Origin of the sequence: Pseudomonas sp. Q11 (assembly GCF_024494355.1) — a bacterium.
In the GTDB taxonomy this organism is placed as follows: domain Bacteria; phylum Pseudomonadota; class Gammaproteobacteria; order Pseudomonadales; family Pseudomonadaceae; genus Aquipseudomonas; species Aquipseudomonas hefeiensis.
In genome coordinates this window covers 106,039-122,570 of sequence record NZ_JAKNQY010000003.1, presented here as the reverse complement: position 1 = coordinate 122,570, position 16,532 = coordinate 106,039, and the positions used below count along the sequence as shown (strand labels likewise).

13 protein-coding genes are annotated in these 16,532 nt (G+C 60.8%); 11 read left to right on the top strand and 2 right to left on the bottom strand.

Translation table 11 applies throughout. The features are described from left to right. Positions 1 to 21: 21 nt before the first annotated feature. From MA884_RS04775 to MA884_RS04730, 10 genes are all read left to right on the top strand, one after another. Positions 22 to 639: an NUDIX domain-containing protein gene (locus MA884_RS04775; protein ID WP_256229296.1), complete on the top strand. Its 618-nt coding sequence runs from the start codon at positions 22 to 24 to the stop codon at positions 637 to 639. Beyond that, complete coding sequence (locus MA884_RS04770; RefSeq protein WP_024781420.1) at positions 630 to 1,082, top strand: DUF1249 domain-containing protein; 453 nt, start codon at positions 630 to 632, stop codon at positions 1,080 to 1,082. Before MA884_RS04775 ends, MA884_RS04770 begins: the two co-directional genes overlap by 10 nt. 123 nt (positions 1,083 to 1,205) lie before the next feature. Next, positions 1,206 to 2,021, top strand: coding sequence for a 3',5'-cyclic-AMP phosphodiesterase (cpdA, locus tag MA884_RS04765; protein ID WP_256229295.1), 816 nt, complete (start codon positions 1,206 to 1,208; stop codon positions 2,019 to 2,021). A 984-nt stretch (positions 2,022 to 3,005) separates the two neighbouring features. Further along, positions 3,006 to 3,362 (top strand): DUF6124 family protein, encoded by a 357-nt coding sequence (locus MA884_RS04760; RefSeq protein ID WP_256229294.1) that lies wholly within the window; start codon positions 3,006 to 3,008, stop codon positions 3,360 to 3,362. Between the two features lie 830 nt (positions 3,363 to 4,192). Then, positions 4,193 to 4,801, top strand: a complete 609-nt coding sequence (locus MA884_RS04755) for a YqiA/YcfP family alpha/beta fold hydrolase (protein WP_256229293.1) — start codon at positions 4,193 to 4,195, stop codon at positions 4,799 to 4,801. A 41-nt stretch (positions 4,802 to 4,842) separates the two neighbouring features. After that, entirely contained in the window at positions 4,843 to 6,747 is a 1,905-nt protein-coding gene (gene parE, locus MA884_RS04750; protein ID WP_256229292.1) for a DNA topoisomerase IV subunit B, read from the top strand. Next, positions 6,747 to 7,733 (top strand): esterase-like activity of phytase family protein, encoded by a 987-nt coding sequence (locus MA884_RS04745; protein WP_256229290.1) that lies wholly within the window; start codon positions 6,747 to 6,749, stop codon positions 7,731 to 7,733. Before parE ends, MA884_RS04745 begins: the two co-directional genes overlap by 1 nt. Next, entirely contained in the window at positions 7,730 to 8,251 is a 522-nt protein-coding gene (locus MA884_RS04740; RefSeq protein WP_256229289.1) for a TIGR02281 family clan AA aspartic protease, read from the top strand. The genes MA884_RS04745 and MA884_RS04740 overlap by 4 nt, the downstream gene beginning before the upstream one ends. 10 nt (positions 8,252 to 8,261) lie before the next feature. Beyond that, positions 8,262 to 10,526: a DNA topoisomerase IV subunit A gene (parC, locus tag MA884_RS04735; protein ID WP_256229288.1), complete on the top strand. Its 2,265-nt coding sequence runs from the start codon at positions 8,262 to 8,264 to the stop codon at positions 10,524 to 10,526. Positions 10,527 to 10,705: 179 nt separating this feature from the next. Continuing rightward, a complete protein-coding gene (locus MA884_RS04730) occupies positions 10,706 to 11,410 on the top strand; it encodes a membrane integrity-associated transporter subunit PqiC (protein WP_256229287.1) in 705 nt (234 codons plus the stop codon). Between the two features lie 237 nt (positions 11,411 to 11,647). Here MA884_RS04730 and MA884_RS04725 read toward each other — a convergent pair whose 3' ends face one another. Continuing rightward, on the bottom strand, positions 11,648 to 13,165 hold the full coding sequence (locus tag MA884_RS04725) for an AhpA/YtjB family protein (protein ID WP_256229286.1): 1,518 nt from the start codon (positions 13,163 to 13,165) through the stop codon (positions 11,648 to 11,650). A 133-nt stretch (positions 13,166 to 13,298) separates the two neighbouring features. On the opposite strand from MA884_RS04725, the gene serB reads away from it, so the two are divergent. After that, entirely contained in the window at positions 13,299 to 14,513 is a 1,215-nt protein-coding gene (serB, locus tag MA884_RS04720; RefSeq protein ID WP_256229285.1) for a phosphoserine phosphatase SerB, read from the top strand. A gap of 121 nt (positions 14,514 to 14,634) precedes the next feature. Here the strand turns inward: serB and MA884_RS04715 are convergent, their stop codons facing one another. After that, the gene (locus MA884_RS04715) at positions 14,635 to 16,395 is read right to left on the bottom strand and encodes a molecular chaperone (protein WP_256229283.1); all 1,761 of its coding nucleotides are present in this window, start codon (positions 16,393 to 16,395) and stop codon (positions 14,635 to 14,637) included. Between the last annotated feature and the right edge of the window lie 137 nt (positions 16,396 to 16,532).

Genomic DNA, 16,532 nt, shown 5'->3' with positions numbered 1-16,532 from the left:
CCGCTGCAAACGAGGACTGTCATGACCGATTTCGCCAATGCCACACCGAGCGCCGTGGACATCGTCAAGCGCGAAAGCTGCTTCCAGGGTTTCTACAAACTCGATCGCGTCCACCTGCGCCACGAGTTGTTTGCCGGTGGCATGAGCCGTGAAATCAGCCGTGAACTGTTCGTGCGCCATGACGCGGTGTGCGTGCTGCCCTACGATCCCCGCCGCGATGAGGTGGTGCTGATCGAGCAGTTTCGCGTCGGCGCCATTGGCAAGACGAGCAACCCCTGGCTGGTGGAACTGGTGGCCGGCCTGATCGACAAGGACGAGCAACCGGAAGAAGTTGCTCATCGCGAAGCGCAGGAGGAAGCTGGGCTTGTCTTCGCTGCGCTCTGGCCGATGACCCAATATTTCCCATCGCCGGGCGGCAGCAATGAATTTGTGCATCTTTACCTGGGGCGTTGCGACAGTGCGGGGGCCGGTGGCCTGCATGGGCTTGTGGAAGAGGCCGAAGACATTCGTGTGAAGGTCTGGGCTTTCGAAGATGCCTTGCAAGCAGTGCGCGACGGGCAGATCTGCAACGCGGCCAGCATCATTGCCTTGCAATGGCTGGCCTTGAATCGCGATGAAGTGAGGGGGCTATGGTCTTAAGCAAGCTGCGCGACCGTTATCGCGTCGATCTGGTGGGGTTGCAGGCCGCCTGCGAGGCCAACTACGCCCGCCTGATGCGCTTGTTGCCGGACATGCGCAACGACCCTGCGCCCCGGCGCATTGCCGTGACCCATGGCGACCAGATGCTCGGTGTGCTGGCCCTTGAAGTGCTGCAGACCTGTCCGTACACCACCACGCTGCAAGTGCGCCAGGAGCACAGCTTGCCGTGGCTGCCGGTGCCGCAGTTGGAAGTGCAGGTCTATCACGATGCGCGCATGGCCGAAGTCGTGAGCGCCGAACATGCGCGACGCTTTCGCGGTATCTATCCTTATCCCAATGCGTCAATGCACCAGCCGGATGAAAAGGCCCAGTTGAACCTGTTCTTGGGTGAATGGCTGAGTCATTGCCTGGCGCTGGGTCACGAATTCGAGGTCGTTCGGTAGTTGCCAGTCAAATACTGGGCGCTGGTTGTGAACCGGTTCCGGTTCGCGGGTTTCCCCTTTCGATCATCACCAGCATAATTGCGGCTTCATCCAATGGCGTGACTGCGCCTGGGAGAGAGCGATTTGCCGAGCGTACCCACCTTGACCACCGCCGATGCGGCGCTGCTGGTCCAACTGTCCGACAGTCACCTGTTTGCCGAGGCCGATGCCTCGTTGCTGGGCATGAACACCCGCGACAGCCTGCGGGCGGTTATTGAACTGGTGCTCAGACAGCAGCCAAACATTGACCTGATGCTTGCCACTGGGGATTTGTCCCAGGACGGTACGCTACAGTCCTACGAGGCGTTTCGGCAACTGAGTGCGCGAATTGACGCGCCGGCGCGTTGGATTCCCGGTAACCATGATGAGCCTCAGGTGATGCTTGAGGCGGCGGTCAAGAGTACGTTGCTCGATCCGGTGGTGGACATTGGCAATTGGCGGGTGACGATGCTCGATTCTGCCGTGCCAGGTTCGGTGCCGGGTTTTTTGGCAGAGGAACAACTGATTCTGTTGGCCAATGCTTTGAGTGAGGCGCCGCAGCGGCATCACTTGGTGTGCCTGCATCATCATCCTGTTTCGATCGGGTGTGTGTGGATGGAGCCGATCGGGTTGCGTAATCCTGAGGCGTTGTTTGCGGTGCTGGATCGGTTTCCTCAGGTGCGTGCTGTTCTGTGGGGGCATGTGCATCAGGAGATTGATCAGGTGCGTGAGGGGGTTCGTTTGTTGGCTTCGCCTTCGACCTGTATTCAGTTTGAGCCAGGGAGTGAGGATTTTGCGGTGGGCTCGCAGGCGCCGGGGTATCGGTGGTTGCGGCTTTGGCCGGATGGGCGGTTGGAGACGGGGGTTGAGCGGGTGGTTGGGTTTGCGTTTACCCCTGACTATGGCTCCAACGGGTATTGAAGACGAGGCGGTCTGATAGCCGGCCTGTCTCTCCCTGGCGTATACCCCTCAGACCTGTTTGAGCAGGACCTGTGGGAGCAAAGCTTGCTCGCGAGGCGGCCTTATAGCCGACCTGCTCTTGCGGATGTACTCCAATCCAACTGTGGGAGCGAGCCTGCTCGCGATGGCGGCCAGATAGCCGGGTAGGATTTTGTTGATCGGGTACATATCCATTGCTGCGGTAACGGCCGCTTAGGGTTCCGCCCTGACGGCGGCTCACTTTTGAAAATCCGGAAGCCGGCCCAGGCGAAAGTAAGCAAAACGCTTTTGCCCCACCACTCGGCACCTCGCCTAGGCTCGGTGTGCCCTCACTCCGGCATTGCTCCGTGGGCCCGCCGCGAAGGGCCATCCATGGCCCAGCGCGGCTAACCCGGCATCCATGCCGGGTTGCCCACTACGCAATACCTGCGTTCGGCCAGCGTGGTTAACGGGGCGCCCAAGATCAACGTCCACCGCGAGGCGGCCTGACAGCCGGCCTGGCTCTTGGGGGGTACACCCATCAGATTTGTTTGAGCTGGGCCTGTGGGAGCAAAGCTTGCTCGCGAGGCGGCCTTATAGCCGACCTAGCTGTTGCGGGTGTACTCCCATCCAATTGTGGGAGCGGGCTTGCTCGCGAAGGCGGCGGTACATTCAGCATCGATGCAGCAGACCCACCGCTATCGCGAGCAAGCTTTGCTCCCACAAGATTGGCGGTGGGCACTGATCTTATAAACGACCGAAACCAGTGTGGGAGCGAGCCTGCTCGCGATGGCGGCCTGACAGCCGACCAGGATTGTGGGAATGGTCGGACAATCGTCCTGACGCAAGCAGATTTTTCCGACGATTTCTGGCGGTTGCCGGGTGGGAAGGGTGTCGCTAACCTTCTCCCGTCGCTGCAAATTCAGTGGCCGGGCCTGGAAACCCGAAAGAAAAAGGGCGTTATTTTAATCCTAGTGGAGCGCCAACATGTCTGAAGATAACTCTGGGCCGACAAAAAACGATTCCATTTCTCCCGAAGCCAGCCAGATTCCCCCAATGCTCGATGAAGCCGCCAAGCGCGCCATCGACCATTATCTCGACCCCAAACCTCAAGCCAAAAAGAAACAACCCTCAAGCCAACTGTTCTCCGTCGCGGAGAGCGCCGACACCGAAACCCTCCTGGTCAACCTCAGCGAAACCCTGGCCTCCGCCAACGCCATGCTCGGCGACCTGACCTTCGATCTGGAAGGCTCGCGTCGGCATTTCGCCCTGGGAGTCCAGCAGATGATCGAACTCAGTGAATTGTTGGCGAACCGGGCGTTGGACATCGTCGATCCGCGCTAACGTCAAGCGCAAGCATTGTGGGGAGCACTTATCGCCGACCTGTCTCTAGTGGCTGTACTTCAATCCAGCTGTGGGAGCGGGCTTGCGAAGACGGCGGGACATCCAGCGCTGATGCAAGCTGTTCCACCGCCATCGCGAGCAGGCTCGCTCCCACATTTTTCGGAGTTGTTCTCAGGTCGCATTCACCACAAATCCTCTGTGGGAGCGAGCCTGCTCGCGAAAATGGTGTGTCATCAACATTGATGTTGGCTGACCCGACGCATTCGCGAGCAAGCCCGCTCCCACAAGAGAAGCGCGGTCCCCATCAAGAACAAGGTCGGCTCTCAGGCCGCCTCGCGGTGGACGTTGATCTCGGCGCCCCGTTAACCACGCTGGCCGAACGCAGGCATTGTGGAGTGGGCATCCCGGCATGGATGCCGGGATAGCCGCGCTGGGCCATGGATGGCCCTTCGCGGCGGGCCCACGGAGCAATGCCTTCGTTCGGGCATGCCGAGCCTAGGCGAGGCACCGAGTGGTGGGGCAAAAGCGTTTTGCTTACTTTTGCGCTTCAAAAGTGAGCCGCTGTAAGAGCGGAACCATAAGCGGCCGTTACCGCAGCAATGGATATGTACTCAATCAGACCGCCATCGCGAGCAGGCTCGCTCCCACAGTTTGATCGAAGTACAACCGTGAGAAACAGGTCGGCTATAAGGCCGCCTCGCGAGCAAGCTGTACTCCCACAGGTGCATTGATCGACGGGTCATAGGAGGCGACAACACGGGCAAATCCCCCCCAATCACCGCAATCTCCCTGTAAACTCCGGCCTTTGCCCAACACCCAGGGAGTCGGCAATGTCGGGTTCGATCCTTTATATCCATGGCTTCAACAGCGCCCCAGCGTCGACCAAGGCCAGTCAGTTGATCGAGGTAATGGCACGCCTGGGCCTGAGCGACCAGTTGCAGGTGCCCGCCTTGCATCACCACCCCCGCCAAGCCATCGGTCAGCTGGAACAGGCGATTACAGAACTGGGGCGCCCGCTGCTGGTCGGCAGCTCGCTCGGCGGCTACTATGCGACTCACTTGGCCGAGCGCCACGGCCTCAAGGCCCTGTTGATCAACCCTGCCGTCAGCCCGCATCGGATGTTCGACGGCTACCTGGGCACGCAGAAGAATTTGTACACCGACGAAGCCTGGGAGTTGACCCACGACCACGTCACGGCCCTGGCCGAACTGGAAGTGCCGGCGCCCCAGGATCCGCAGCGGTATCAGGTATGGTTGCAAACCGGGGACGAAACGCTGGATTATCGCCACGCCCAGCAGTATTACCGTGCCTGTGCCTTGCGCATCCAGGCCGGTGGCGATCACAGTTTCCAAGGGTTTGCACAACAGTTGCCGGCGCTGCTGAGTTTTGCCGGCATTGGCGCCGATTTGTACCAGGCGATCGACTTCACGTCGCTGTGAGCCATCGCCCCTTTTTCATTGAACACTGACGACGAGACCCCATGGCCACTCCCAGCGCTAGCTCTTATAACGCAGACGCCATCGAAGTCCTCTCGGGCCTCGACCCGGTGCGCAAGCGCCCCGGCATGTACACCGACACCAGTCGGCCGAACCACCTTGCCCAGGAAGTCATCGACAACAGCGTCGATGAAGCCTTGGCCGGGCACGCCCGTTCGGTGCAGGTGATCCTGCACGCCGACCACTCGCTGGAAGTCAGCGACGACGGCCGCGGTATGCCGGTGGATATTCACGCTGAAGAAGGCGTGTCGGGCGTCGAGTTGATCCTCACCAAGCTCCACGCGGGCGGCAAGTTTTCAAACAAGAACTACCAGTTCTCCGGCGGTCTGCACGGGGTGGGTATTTCCGTGGTCAACGCCTTGTCGACCCTGGTCCGCGTGCGGGTCAAGCGTGACGGCAACGAGTACCAGATGACCTTCGCCGACGGCTACAAGGCCACCGAACTGGAAGTGGTCGGCACCGTCGGCAAGCGCAACACCGGGACCAGCGTGTATTTTGCGCCGGACCCCAAGTATTTCGATTCGCCGAAATTCTCCGTCAGCCGCCTCAAGCATGTGCTCAAGGCCAAGGCCGTGTTGTGTCCGGGGCTGCTGGTCAGTTTCGAGGACAAGGCCACCGGCGAGAAAGTCGAATGGCATTACGAAGACGGCCTGCGTTCTTACCTGGTGGACGCGGTCAACGGTTTCGAACGCCTGCCTGATGAGCCGTTCTGCGGCAGTTTGGCCGGTAACAAGGAAGCGGTGGACTGGGCGCTGTTGTGGTTGCCCGAAGGGGGCGAAAGCGTTCAGGAGAGCTACGTCAACCTGATCCCCACCGCTCAGGGCGGCACCCACGTCAATGGTTTGCGCCAGGGTTTGCTCGACGCCATGCGCGAGTTCTGCGAGTTCCGCAACCTGTTGCCCCGTGGCGTGAAGCTGGCACCCGAAGACGTCTGGGAGCGCATCGCCTTTGTGCTGTCGATGAAAATGCAGGAGCCGCAATTTTCCGGCCAGACCAAGGAGCGGCTGTCGTCCCGCGAAGCGGCGGCGTTTGTCTCCGGGGTGGTCAAGGACGCGTTCAGCCTGTGGCTCAACGCCAACCCGGAAACCGGCCTGGCCCTGGCGGAGCTGGCGATCAACAACGCCGGGCGTCGTCTCAAGGCCAGCAAGAAGGTCGAGCGCAAGCGCATCACCCAGGGGCCAGCATTGCCCGGCAAGCTCGCTGACTGCGCCGGGCAGGATCCGATGCGTTCCGAGCTGTTCCTGGTCGAAGGTGATTCCGCCGGCGGTTCGGCCAAGCAGGCGCGGGATAAAGAGTTCCAGGCGATCCTGCCGTTGCGCGGCAAGATTCTCAACACCTGGGAAGTGGACGGCAGCGAAGTGCTGGCCAGCCAGGAAGTGCATAACATTGCCGTGGCCATCGGGGTCGATCCGGGCGCCGCGGACATGAGCCAATTGCGTTACGGCAAGATCTGCATCCTCGCCGACGCCGACTCCGACGGTCTGCACATCGCCACATTGTTGTGCGCCTTGTTCGTCCAGCATTTCCGCCCGCTGGTGGACGCCGGTCACGTCTACGTCGCGATGCCGCCGCTGTATCGCATCGACTTGGGCAAAGAGATTTACTACGCCCTGGACGAGGCTGAGCGCGATGGCATTCTTGATCGTTTGGTGGCCGAAAAGAAACGCGGCAAACCGCAGGTCACCCGATTCAAAGGCCTTGGCGAGATGAACCCGCCGCAACTGCGCGAAACCACCATGGACCCCAACACGCGCCGCTTGGTGCAGTTGACCCTGGATGACTTCGAGGCGACTTCGGAAATGATGGACATGTTGCTGGCGAAGAAACGCGCCGGCGATCGCAAGTCCTGGCTCGAGTCCAAAGGGGATCTGGCCGAGGTGCTGGCCTGATGCGCAACGGTTTCGCCCTGGCGTTGTTGCTGTGGGCGGGGGCGGTGGTCGCAGGTCCTGCACCGCAATTGAAGTTGCTGTCCGAGCATGCCGTCGAAGACTTGCGTGGCGGTAATTTGTCCGGTCTGGCCGTGTGCGGCGGGGAAATGTGGACGGTATCGGATCGCGACGATGATCGGATCTACCGCCTCAAGTCCTCTGATGCGCCGGTCTGGCAGGCAGAAGCGGTGGAGATTGAGGTGCCGCGGGTGCCGGACAGCGGTTTACCGTGGGGTTTGAGATCGCGGACCTGGGCGGCGTCGTTCCTGCGCGGTGGTGAGCTGGACTTCGAAGGCATCAGCTGTGACAGCGCCGGCAATCGCTACGTGGTCAGTGAATCTCATGCGGCGGTGTTGCAGGTGCCGCCGACGGGCGCCGCGTCCTGGTTGAAAATCGCACCAGCGATGATTCGTCAGGCGCGGGCCAGCGGCATGTTGCTGCATTTCAATGCTTTGTTTGAAGGCTTGGCGATCAATCCGGCCGGCGATCAGCTATGGCTGGGGGTTGAGCGTGAGCGTCGCGGCGTGGTGCTGATCAAGCGTCAGCAAGCGGTGTGGGAGTGTGATGGCAACTGCGTGTTGCTGAGTGAAGCGGGGAAGCAGATGCAGCCGGCGCAGTTCCTCAATGCCCAGGCGGTATCACGGGACTTCGCGGATCTGTCACTGTTCGACGGCAAGCTGTTTACCCTGGAGCGCAACGCTTATCAGATCTGCCGGCGTGACGCGCAAAGCGCTCAGGTAGAGCGTTGCTGGTCGTTCGCCGCCGAGGCGTTGCAGGAAAACCGTCGTTATTCACAGAACTATGGCCTGGCCGAAGCGCTGGTGGTGGATGCCGAGGGCGCCTGGATTGGCCTGGATAACAACGACGGCGCACGGGCCGACGGCGAACAGCGGCCGATCATCTGGCGCTTTGCCGCGCCGGACGGTGGCTGGAGTGCCAAGCCATGAGCCCACAGCCACCGGGCAAGCGCGCTGGCCGGGTGCTGATGATACTGGCCTGGTGCGCGGCACTGTTCCTGGCAACGCGGTTTTTTGCCCAGTGGGAGCAGCGTGCGCAAAACCCCAATACCGAGGTGTATTCGCAAAAGGGTGAAGGTTTTATCGAGGTGAAGCTGGTCAGCAATAAACAGGGGCATTTTGTCGCCAGCGGTCAGATCAATGGCCAGCCGGTGGACTTCATGCTCGACACCGGCGCTACGGACGTGGCGATCCCGCAAGAGCTGGCAGCGCGCCTCAAGCTGGAAAAAGGTTTCGGCGTGACGTTGAGTACCGCCAACGGTTTGAGCGAGGGTTATCGCACCCGCATCGACCGGCTGCAATTGGGTGACATCGTGTTGCGCGATGTCCGTGCCCTGGTGGCGCCAGGCCTGGGCGGCACGCAAGTGCTGCTGGGCATGAGCGCCCTGAACAAACTTGAATTTACCCAGCGCGGCGGCACCATGCTGCTGCGCCAGACAACGAACTGATGAGGCCCGCATGAGCGACATTCTTGCAGACAGCTTGGACGGCGTAGAACGCCGATCGCTGGCTGACTTCACCGAAAGTGCCTACCTCAACTACTCCATGTACGTGATCATGGACCGTGCCTTGCCGCACATCGGCGATGGCCTTAAACCGGTTCAACGGCGGATCATCTACGCCATGAGTGAGCTGGGGCTGGACGCTGATTCCAAGCACAAGAAGTCGGCGCGTACCGTCGGTGACGTGCTCGGCAAGTTCCACCCCCACGGCGACTCGGCGTGCTACGAGGCCATGGTGCTGATGGCCCAGCCGTTCAGCTACCGCTACACCCTGGTTGACGGGCAGGGTAACTGGGGGGCGCCGGACGATCCCAAGTCTTTCGCCGCCATGCGTTACACCGAGGCGCGGTTGTCGCGTTATTCCGAAGTGCTGCTCAGCGAGTTGGGCCAGGGCACCGCGGACTGGGGGCCGAACTTCGACGGCACCCTCGATGAACCCTTGGTATTGCCGGCACGTTTGCCGAACATCCTGCTCAATGGCACCACCGGCATCGCCGTCGGCATGGCCACCGATGTGCCGCCCCACAACCTGCGGGAAGTGGCCACGGCATGCGTGCGTCTGCTGGACGAGCCCAAAGCCACGGTGGAACAGCTCTGCGAGCACATCCAGGGGCCGGACTACCCGACCGAAGCGGAAATCATCACCCCGCGCGCCGACCTGCTGAAGATCTACGAAACCGGTCGCGGTTCGGTGCGTATGCGCGCGGTGTACCACATCGAAGACGGCGATATCATCGTGACCGCATTGCCACATCAGGTTTCCGGGGCGAAGGTGTTGGAGCAAATCGCCGCGATGATGCAGGCAAAACCGTCAAAAGCACCGCAAGTCGCTGACCTGCGCGATGAGTCCGACCATGAAAACCCCTGCCGGATCGTGATCATTCCGGTCAACAACCGGGTTGATCATGACGCGCTGATGCAGCACCTGTTCGCCAGTACCGATCTTGAGTCCAGCTACAGGGTCAACATCAATATCATCGGCCTGGACGGCAAGCCGCAGCTGAAAAACCTGCGGGCACTGCTGGTGGAATGGCTGGAGTTTCGCGTAAGGACCGTGCGTCGGCGCCTGCAATTTCGCCTGGACAAGGTCGAGCGTCGCCTGCACCTGTTGGACGGTTTGCTGATTGCCTACCTCAACCTGGATGAAGTGATCCACATCATCCGTACCGAGGAGCACCCCAAGGCCAGCCTGATTGCGCGTTTTGACTTGAGCGAAACCCAGGCCGATTACATCCTCGATACCCGTCTGCGGCAGTTGGCGCGACTGGAGGAAATGAAGCTGCGGGCCGAGCAGGATGAATTGCTCAAGGAGCAGGCCAAGCTGCAAGCTTTGTTGGGCAGCGAAGCCAAGCTCAAAAAACTGGTGCGCACCGAACTGCTCAAGGATGCTGAAACCTACGGCGACGACCGTCGTTCGCCCATCGTCGAGCGCGCCGAAGCCAAGGCGCTGAGCGAACATGATCTGTTGCCGAACGAGAAAGTGACTGTCGTGCTGTCAGAAAAAGGTTGGGTGCGCTCCGCCAAAGGTCATGATATTGACGCGACGGGGCTTTCCTACAAGGCTGGGGATGGTTTCAAGGCCCTGGCGGCCGGGCGTTCCAACCAATTTGCGGTGTTCGTCGATTCCACTGGGCGCAGTTATTCGGTGCCGGCGCATACCCTGCCATCGGCTCGCGGCCAGGGCGAGCCACTGACCGGTCGATTAACTCCACCACCGGGTGCAACTTTTGAATGCGTGCTGATGCCTGATGATGACGGGCTGTACGTTATTGCGTCGGACGCCGGCTACGGGTTTGTCGTCAAGGGTGAGGACCTGCAAGCCAAGAACAAGGCGGGCAAGGCGTTGTTGAGCTTGCCAAACAACGCCAAGGTCATAGCGCCGCGACCTGTATCCGATCGCGAGAACAACTGGCTGGCTTCGGTGACGACCGAAGGACGATTGCTGGTCTTCAAAATCAGTGACTTGCCGCAGTTGGGTAAAGGTAAGGGCAACAAGATCATCGGTATTTCCGGCGAACGGGTGGCAAGTCGTGAGGAATATGTCACGGATATTGCAGTGTTACCGGAAGGCGCCACGCTTGTGCTGCAGGCTGGAAAGCGTACGCTTTCGTTGAAGGCGGACGATCTTGAACACTACAAAGGTGAACGCGGTCGGCGGGGCAACAAGCTTCCGAGAGGGTTTCAACGGGTCGATGCACTGCTCGTCGAAAACCTCAATTAAGCGTGCTAGAGCGCTCGGTCTGCGATTAAAAGCCGCAGATCGACGCTTTCGCGCTGGAGTCGGAGCGCATATTCACGGATGATAGGCCCTTTCAAGCGCCGGCGTGGCCGAGCGTTCTTCATATTGACCGAGTATTTTTTCACTGTGGTAAGCCTTGTGGCCGCCACCTGGACGGGACGATGACTGCTCTGCGCCTTCCTATTTTGTGGCTCGCCGGCCTGCTTGGCCTGGCGGGCTGCAGCGTCAATCAGCCAGTATCGCTGTATCAACTCGACAGCGGAAACCCGGCCCAGCCTGCGCAAAGCGCAGGTATGGCGGTATTACTGGGCCCGGTATTGATTGCCGATTACCTGCAACGCGAAACCCTATTGCAACGCCAACCGGACGGCAGCCTGCAGGCCGCCACCGATGGCCGTTGGGCCGGTAGCCTGTCCTCGGACATTGACCAGTTGTTGCTGCGTCAGGTCGCCGGGCACCTGGACAGCCAGCGTGTGGTACTGGCGCCGGCCAACCAGGGCTTTACCCCGGATGTTCAGGTGTTGCTGTCGATTACCCGCCTGGATTCGGGCGCATCGCAACCGGCAGTGCTGGACGCCCAATGGCGGCTGATTGACCGTCGCGGTAAGGTTCGCGAGAACCGTATCGTTCATCTGCAAGAGCAACATGCCGGCGGTACCGCTGCGCAGGTCCAGGCTCAGGGCGTGCTGCTGCAGCGCCTGGCCGAACAACTGTCCACGGCGCTCAAGCCCTTGGCCAACCAGACTCCCATTGCAGAAGTCCCGCGCAAGTCCGCTCCGGCGGCGACCAAGAAGGTCGAGAAGGAAAAGGACAAGATTCCTATGGCCTTGCCGATCCGTACGGACATGGAAGTGTTCAGGTTCTGATGGTTGAACTGGATGCAAAACAAAGCCCGCGTTGATGCGGGCTTTGTTGTTTCTGTGGGTTGCAGTCTCGGGTGTCTATGCCGGCCTCATCGCGAGCAGGCTCGCTCCCACAGGGACCTCTGCTAGCCACAGATCCAGTGTGGGAGAGAGCCTGCTCGCGATGAGGTAGACGAAGGCCACAAAAAAGCCCGCAGACAATCACTCATCTGCGGGCTTCGTCATTTCAGGTGCTGAGGCTCAAGCCTGGCGCTCATGCATCCGCGCCAGTTGTCGCTCCAGCATCGACGGATAAGGCTCCATCAGCCTCTCGACGCAGCATGCGCCTTCCGGGCTGGCGATTGGGCGGATGCGGGCGCGCTGGCGGATCAGGGCGTCGTCGTTGATCTTGCGCTCCACCAGCAGCAGGTTGCGGCTGTGCTGCGACAAGGCTAGAGCGTCCTGGGCGGTTTCGGTCAGCAGCAGGTCGATCTGGCTCAGGCCGAACAGCCCGTCGCCCAAGGTCAGGCCCAATTGCAATTGCAGGGTGATGCCGCTGTCGGCGACTTCGATCTGCAACTGGTGGCCGAGGGCTCGGAGCAACTCGCCGCAGCAAATGGCATTGGTAAGGTAGTCATCACCGCTGTCTTCGGTGTGGAACAGCATCAGCGTGCTGCCATCGTTCAGGGTGTGCAATTGGCCCTGATAAAGCGATGCAGCCTGGTCGAGGCAGTCGCGGTAGCGCTCAAGCAGTTCCTTCAGGCGTGCCTGGGGCAGGCGGCGCAGTTGGTCCTGGGCGCCTAGTTGCACGGCGAGTACGGCGCTGTGTTGTGGCAGGTCCGAGGCGACAGGTCTGGCGACCGATTGCGGCTCATCGGCAATTGAATCGTCACGCAGATCGGCGAAAGCATCGTCGTCTTCATCGTCCTCCACCGTGCGTACCACGCGGCGTAGAGCGGGTTTGGAAGCGGGGACAGGTTGGCTTTCGTCGAAGTCCGGGTCACGCAGGTTACGCACTTCGAAACCGGGCTCGGCTTCGTCGTCGTCAATGTAGTCGATGTCCTCAGGCTCTGGCACGGGCTCAGGTTCCGGCGCGAAGCTGGCGTGCAGTTGCCGGGCCAGATCGCCTATTTCGTCTTGACGCTGGGTGGCTGGGGTGTGTTCGTCGATATCCCGCAACCAGACACGCAATTGCAGCAGCGGCGTAGAAATGTGTCGTCCCAGGCGCAGACTCAGTGCCAGTGCCAGCGCCAGCAATATCGCGCTGAGGATGCCCATGCTTTGCAGGCTGATGGTCATCGGTTGCTGGAACTGGTCCATGTCCAGGCTGATGCGCAGTTGCCCGGCGGTCACGTCTTGGAAGGTGATCTTGCTTTGGTACATGCCGCCGGATTCGCCCAGCAGGCCCGGCTTGGGGCGCTGGCCGGCTTCGGCGAGGATGCGGTTGTCCACGCTATAGATGGCGGCGTGCGCCACCAGTTTGTTCTTGGTGAGGTTGTTGAGCAGCACGTTGAGGCTGAGGATGTCGTTGGACACCAGTAGCTCGGTGGCGGAGGTGGCGGTCTGCGTGGTCAGGCTCTCGCCCAGGGCATCAGCCTGCTCGTGCATTGCCTGCTTGAACTGCAGGCCCATCACGCAGGCATAGATCACCAGGGCCAGGGCGACCAGGATCACATTATGGCTGGCAATGCGTAATGCAATCGGCACGCGACGGTGGCGCAGTGCACGGAAGATCAGCAGAAAGAAATTGTCGGTTTTGACTGGCGTGGGCCGGTTCACTGAGCTCGGCTCTTTGTCCGTGAAATTGACGCGCAGTATAGCGACAGCCCCATGACCGGCAAAGCACCGACGGTGCCCGATGGTCACTGAAAGTGGGTAGAATGCGGTTTTTTTCCACCTGCGGGGGTGCGCCTTGCGCGAAATCGTCCTGATAAACATCACTGGCAGTGACCGTCCGGGTCTGACTGCGGCCATTACCGGCGTTCTGGCCCAGGGTGGTGTGAACATTCTCGACATTGGTCAGGCGGTGATTCACGACACATTGTCGTTCGGCATCCTGGTTGAAATCCCCGACGCCGAACAGAGCAAGTCGGTGCTCAAGGACATCCTGTTCACCGCCTACAAGCTCGACCAGCAGGTGCGTTTCACCCCGGTGTCCGAAGCCGATTACCAGCACTGGGTGAGCGGCCAGGGCAAGACTCGCCACATCGTGACCCTGTTGACCCGCAAGGTCACCGCCGAGCAATTGCAGCGGGTCAGTTCGATCACTGCCAAATACGACCTGAATATCGACCACATCGATCGGTTGTCCGGGCGCATGCCGCTGGATACGCCGGATGACCAGGGCAAGGGCTGCATCGAGTTCTCCGTGCGCGGTGAGCCGGCCGATCCCCAGGCGCTGCGTGCCGAATTCCTCAGCGTGGCCCAGGAGCTGAACGTCGACATCGCGTTCCAGGAAGACTCACTGTTTCGGCGTAACCGCCGTCTGGCCGTGTTCGACATGGATTCGACGCTGATCGAAGCCGAGGTCATTGATGAGCTGGCCAAGGCGGCCGGCGTGGGTGATAAGGTGTCGGCCATCACTGAGCGAGCCATGGCCGGCGAGCTGGATTTTCGCGCCAGCTTCAAGGAGCGCCTGGCGCTGCTCAAGGGGCTGGACGTCAGCGTGCTGGACTCCATTGGAGCTTCGCTGCGCCTGACCGAAGGCGCCGAAACCCTGTTCGCCGAACTCAAGCGTTTGGGCTACAAAACCGCGATCCTGTCCGGTGGTTTCACTTACTTCGCCAAGCAATTGCAGGCCAAACTCGGCATCGACTACGTGTTCGCCAATGAACTGGAAGTAGTGGATGGCAAGGTCACTGGCGTGGCCGTCGAACCGATCGTCGATGCCCGGCGCAAGGCGGATCTATTGCGCGAACTGGCCGAGAAGGAAGGCTTGCGCCTGGAGCAGACCATTGCCGTGGGCGACGGTGCCAACGACTTGCCTATGCTGGCGATCGCGGGCCTGGGCGTGGCGTTCCGGGCCAAGCCGTTGGTCAAGCAGTCGGCCCGGCAGGCGATCTCTACCTTGGGGTTGGATGGGGTGTTGTATCTGCTGGGCTTCAGGGATCGTGACGGGCAGCTTTAAGGCCGACACTTACCTGTGTAGGAGCTGCCGAAGGCTGCGATCTTTTGATCTTGATCTTGATCTTTCGCTGGAGGCTCAATGGGTCTTGGAAAGATCGCAGCCTCGCTTCGCTCGGCAGCTCCTACAGCGACTTCCACAACGAATCAAAATTCCCTTCTTGCTCGCTGCCATCCTCGGCGGCGGTTGAGTCTTCCTGGCGATAAGCAAACTGGTTGAAGCTGTGCGTGCTGGTCACCCGTCGGTCCAGGCTGGCGCGGCGTTCCTGGCCGTTGGTATTGATCAGCACCTGCTGGCCTTCCTGGAACGGCAGGCGGGGAGCAATCATGGTGGGCGGCAGGTCAATGGCGCTGATCTCGGGCAGCAACAACCCTCGCAGGTAGTGGCCATGCTCATCCTTCTCTCGCACCAGTTGCAACCCGCAAGGCTGGGCATGGGGGGCGACCAGTTCGATGCCCATTTGCATGGCGCCACTGCGCACCTGCCTGATCCAGCGCACCACGGCGATGCTCCAGGCCTGATCGTTGGTGTCGCGAATGCCGACCATTTCCCCGGCCTGCAGTTGCTCGGGTACCTCTTTCGGCCAGCCGAGGCAGTAACCTCCTGGGCTGTGGTTGATGATGGGCAGGTCGTAGGTCGCAAAGTGATGCCGGTTGTCGGAGCTGGCACTGTCGTCATCGGCCGGATTGACCGGGTACTCGATTTCTTCATAGGGCAACAGATCAATGTCACCGGTCGGAGCGGCGTCGAAGGCCTGGCTCCAGGTGTCGTTGGTCTTGCTCGGTGAGGCTTCGAACCGGGCCTTGCGCGTTGCGGAGTCCTTCAGGATTTCGCTGAAAGAGCGTTCGCCACCGAGGTAATAGTGCAATGCACTCATGCCCACGCAGAGCGTCAGCGTACCGTTGCCCTCTGTGCGCTGGAAGCTGCGTTCGACCGCTTCGCCCCAGGCGGCTTGCAGGTGATGCAAGGTGTCGGCGCTCATTGCGCCAGGCACTGGCAGGGTGTGATCGGCAGGTTGTTCCAGGTGAGTGGCAATGGCACGCACCAGCGGCTGCGGATCGAACCCCAGCAAGCTTGATTGTTGCTCGGCCCTGAACTTGGAGCGATAGCGCGGCCCGACATCCAACTGCGGTGAGACGGCGAACAGGCTCGTGGCGGTGACTGCCGGGTCCAGCGTGGCCCTCTGACTCCAGGATTCCAGCGCCTCGGCGAGCCGCGCAATCTGGCCCTGGCGCAGTTGATTGCTGCGTGAGGCGCCCAGCAGCAGGGCGACGACGTAGGTTTGCTCGGCACTCAGTTGGTGAACCTGGCTGGCCAGTTCATCGCTGACGCTGAGGTATTGCAGTCGATGGTGGCAGGCGATTCGATATAGCTGATGCAAATCAAGCCACAGTCCTTCAGGTACCGGGCTATACAACTGGCTGACACGCAGCAGCGTGCCGTCCAGGGCATGCATCGCGCGTTGCAGCGCGGTGCTCAGCAGGCGGGCGCGGTCTTTGGTGTATTTCGGCGAAATACGCGCGACGATCTGTTTGTAACCCATGGCCAATTGGGTTTGCAGGGCCTGGCAAAGGTTGACGATTTTGCGCGAGCGCTCATCCAGGACGATGGCCTGTTGCAGAAAATGCCGCTCCAGGTGTTTGCAGACGTAATACACCTCGGGCCGCAGCAATTCGAGCAGTTGCAGGCGATTATCGCTGGGCGTGAGCAACTGGTTGAGTTCACCAAGGGCCTGGTACAACAGACGTGCGGTTTCGCCGATGTTGGCCTTGGGCAGGTTGGCGATCCAGCGCTTGAGGTCCCGCGGCGTTGCGTCGCAGAACGACAGGCGCGACTGTGTCGGTGTCAGAACGCGCGATAACTGGAGAGGGCTGGTCTCATTCATGCCGTGGATGGGCTCCGGCGGGAAATGAAGGGGATGTTTCCAACTCTAGCAGCTGTGGGCGAAAGAACGTGTGTTATCGACGCTCATTGTCTTGCTCGGGCGGCGCCACTTATCGCTCATTTGCCATAGGTGCAATC

What these genes read in the sequence shown, in the direction of transcription:
- MA884_RS04775 (WP_256229296.1), top strand. Translation starts at nt 22, where the DNA reads ATGACCGATTTCGCCAATGCCACACCGAGCGCCGTGGACATCGTCAAG.
- MA884_RS04770 (WP_024781420.1), top strand. Translation starts at nt 630, where the DNA reads ATGGTCTTAAGCAAGCTGCGCGACCGTTATCGCGTCGATCTGGTGGGG.
- MA884_RS04760 (WP_256229294.1), top strand. Translation starts at nt 3,006, where the DNA reads ATGTCTGAAGATAACTCTGGGCCGACAAAAAACGATTCCATTTCTCCC.
- MA884_RS04755 (WP_256229293.1), top strand. Translation starts at nt 4,193, where the DNA reads ATGTCGGGTTCGATCCTTTATATCCATGGCTTCAACAGCGCCCCAGCG.
- parE (WP_256229292.1), top strand. Translation starts at nt 4,843, where the DNA reads ATGGCCACTCCCAGCGCTAGCTCTTATAACGCAGACGCCATCGAAGTC.
- MA884_RS04745 (WP_256229290.1), top strand. Translation starts at nt 6,747, where the DNA reads ATGCGCAACGGTTTCGCCCTGGCGTTGTTGCTGTGGGCGGGGGCGGTG.
- MA884_RS04740 (WP_256229289.1), top strand. Translation starts at nt 7,730, where the DNA reads ATGAGCCCACAGCCACCGGGCAAGCGCGCTGGCCGGGTGCTGATGATA.
- parC (WP_256229288.1), top strand. Translation starts at nt 8,262, where the DNA reads ATGAGCGACATTCTTGCAGACAGCTTGGACGGCGTAGAACGCCGATCG.
- MA884_RS04730 (WP_256229287.1), top strand. Translation starts at nt 10,706, where the DNA reads ATGACTGCTCTGCGCCTTCCTATTTTGTGGCTCGCCGGCCTGCTTGGC.
- MA884_RS04715 (WP_256229283.1), bottom strand. Translation starts at nt 16,395, where the DNA reads ATGAATGAGACCAGCCCTCTCCAGTTATCGCGCGTTCTGACACCGACA.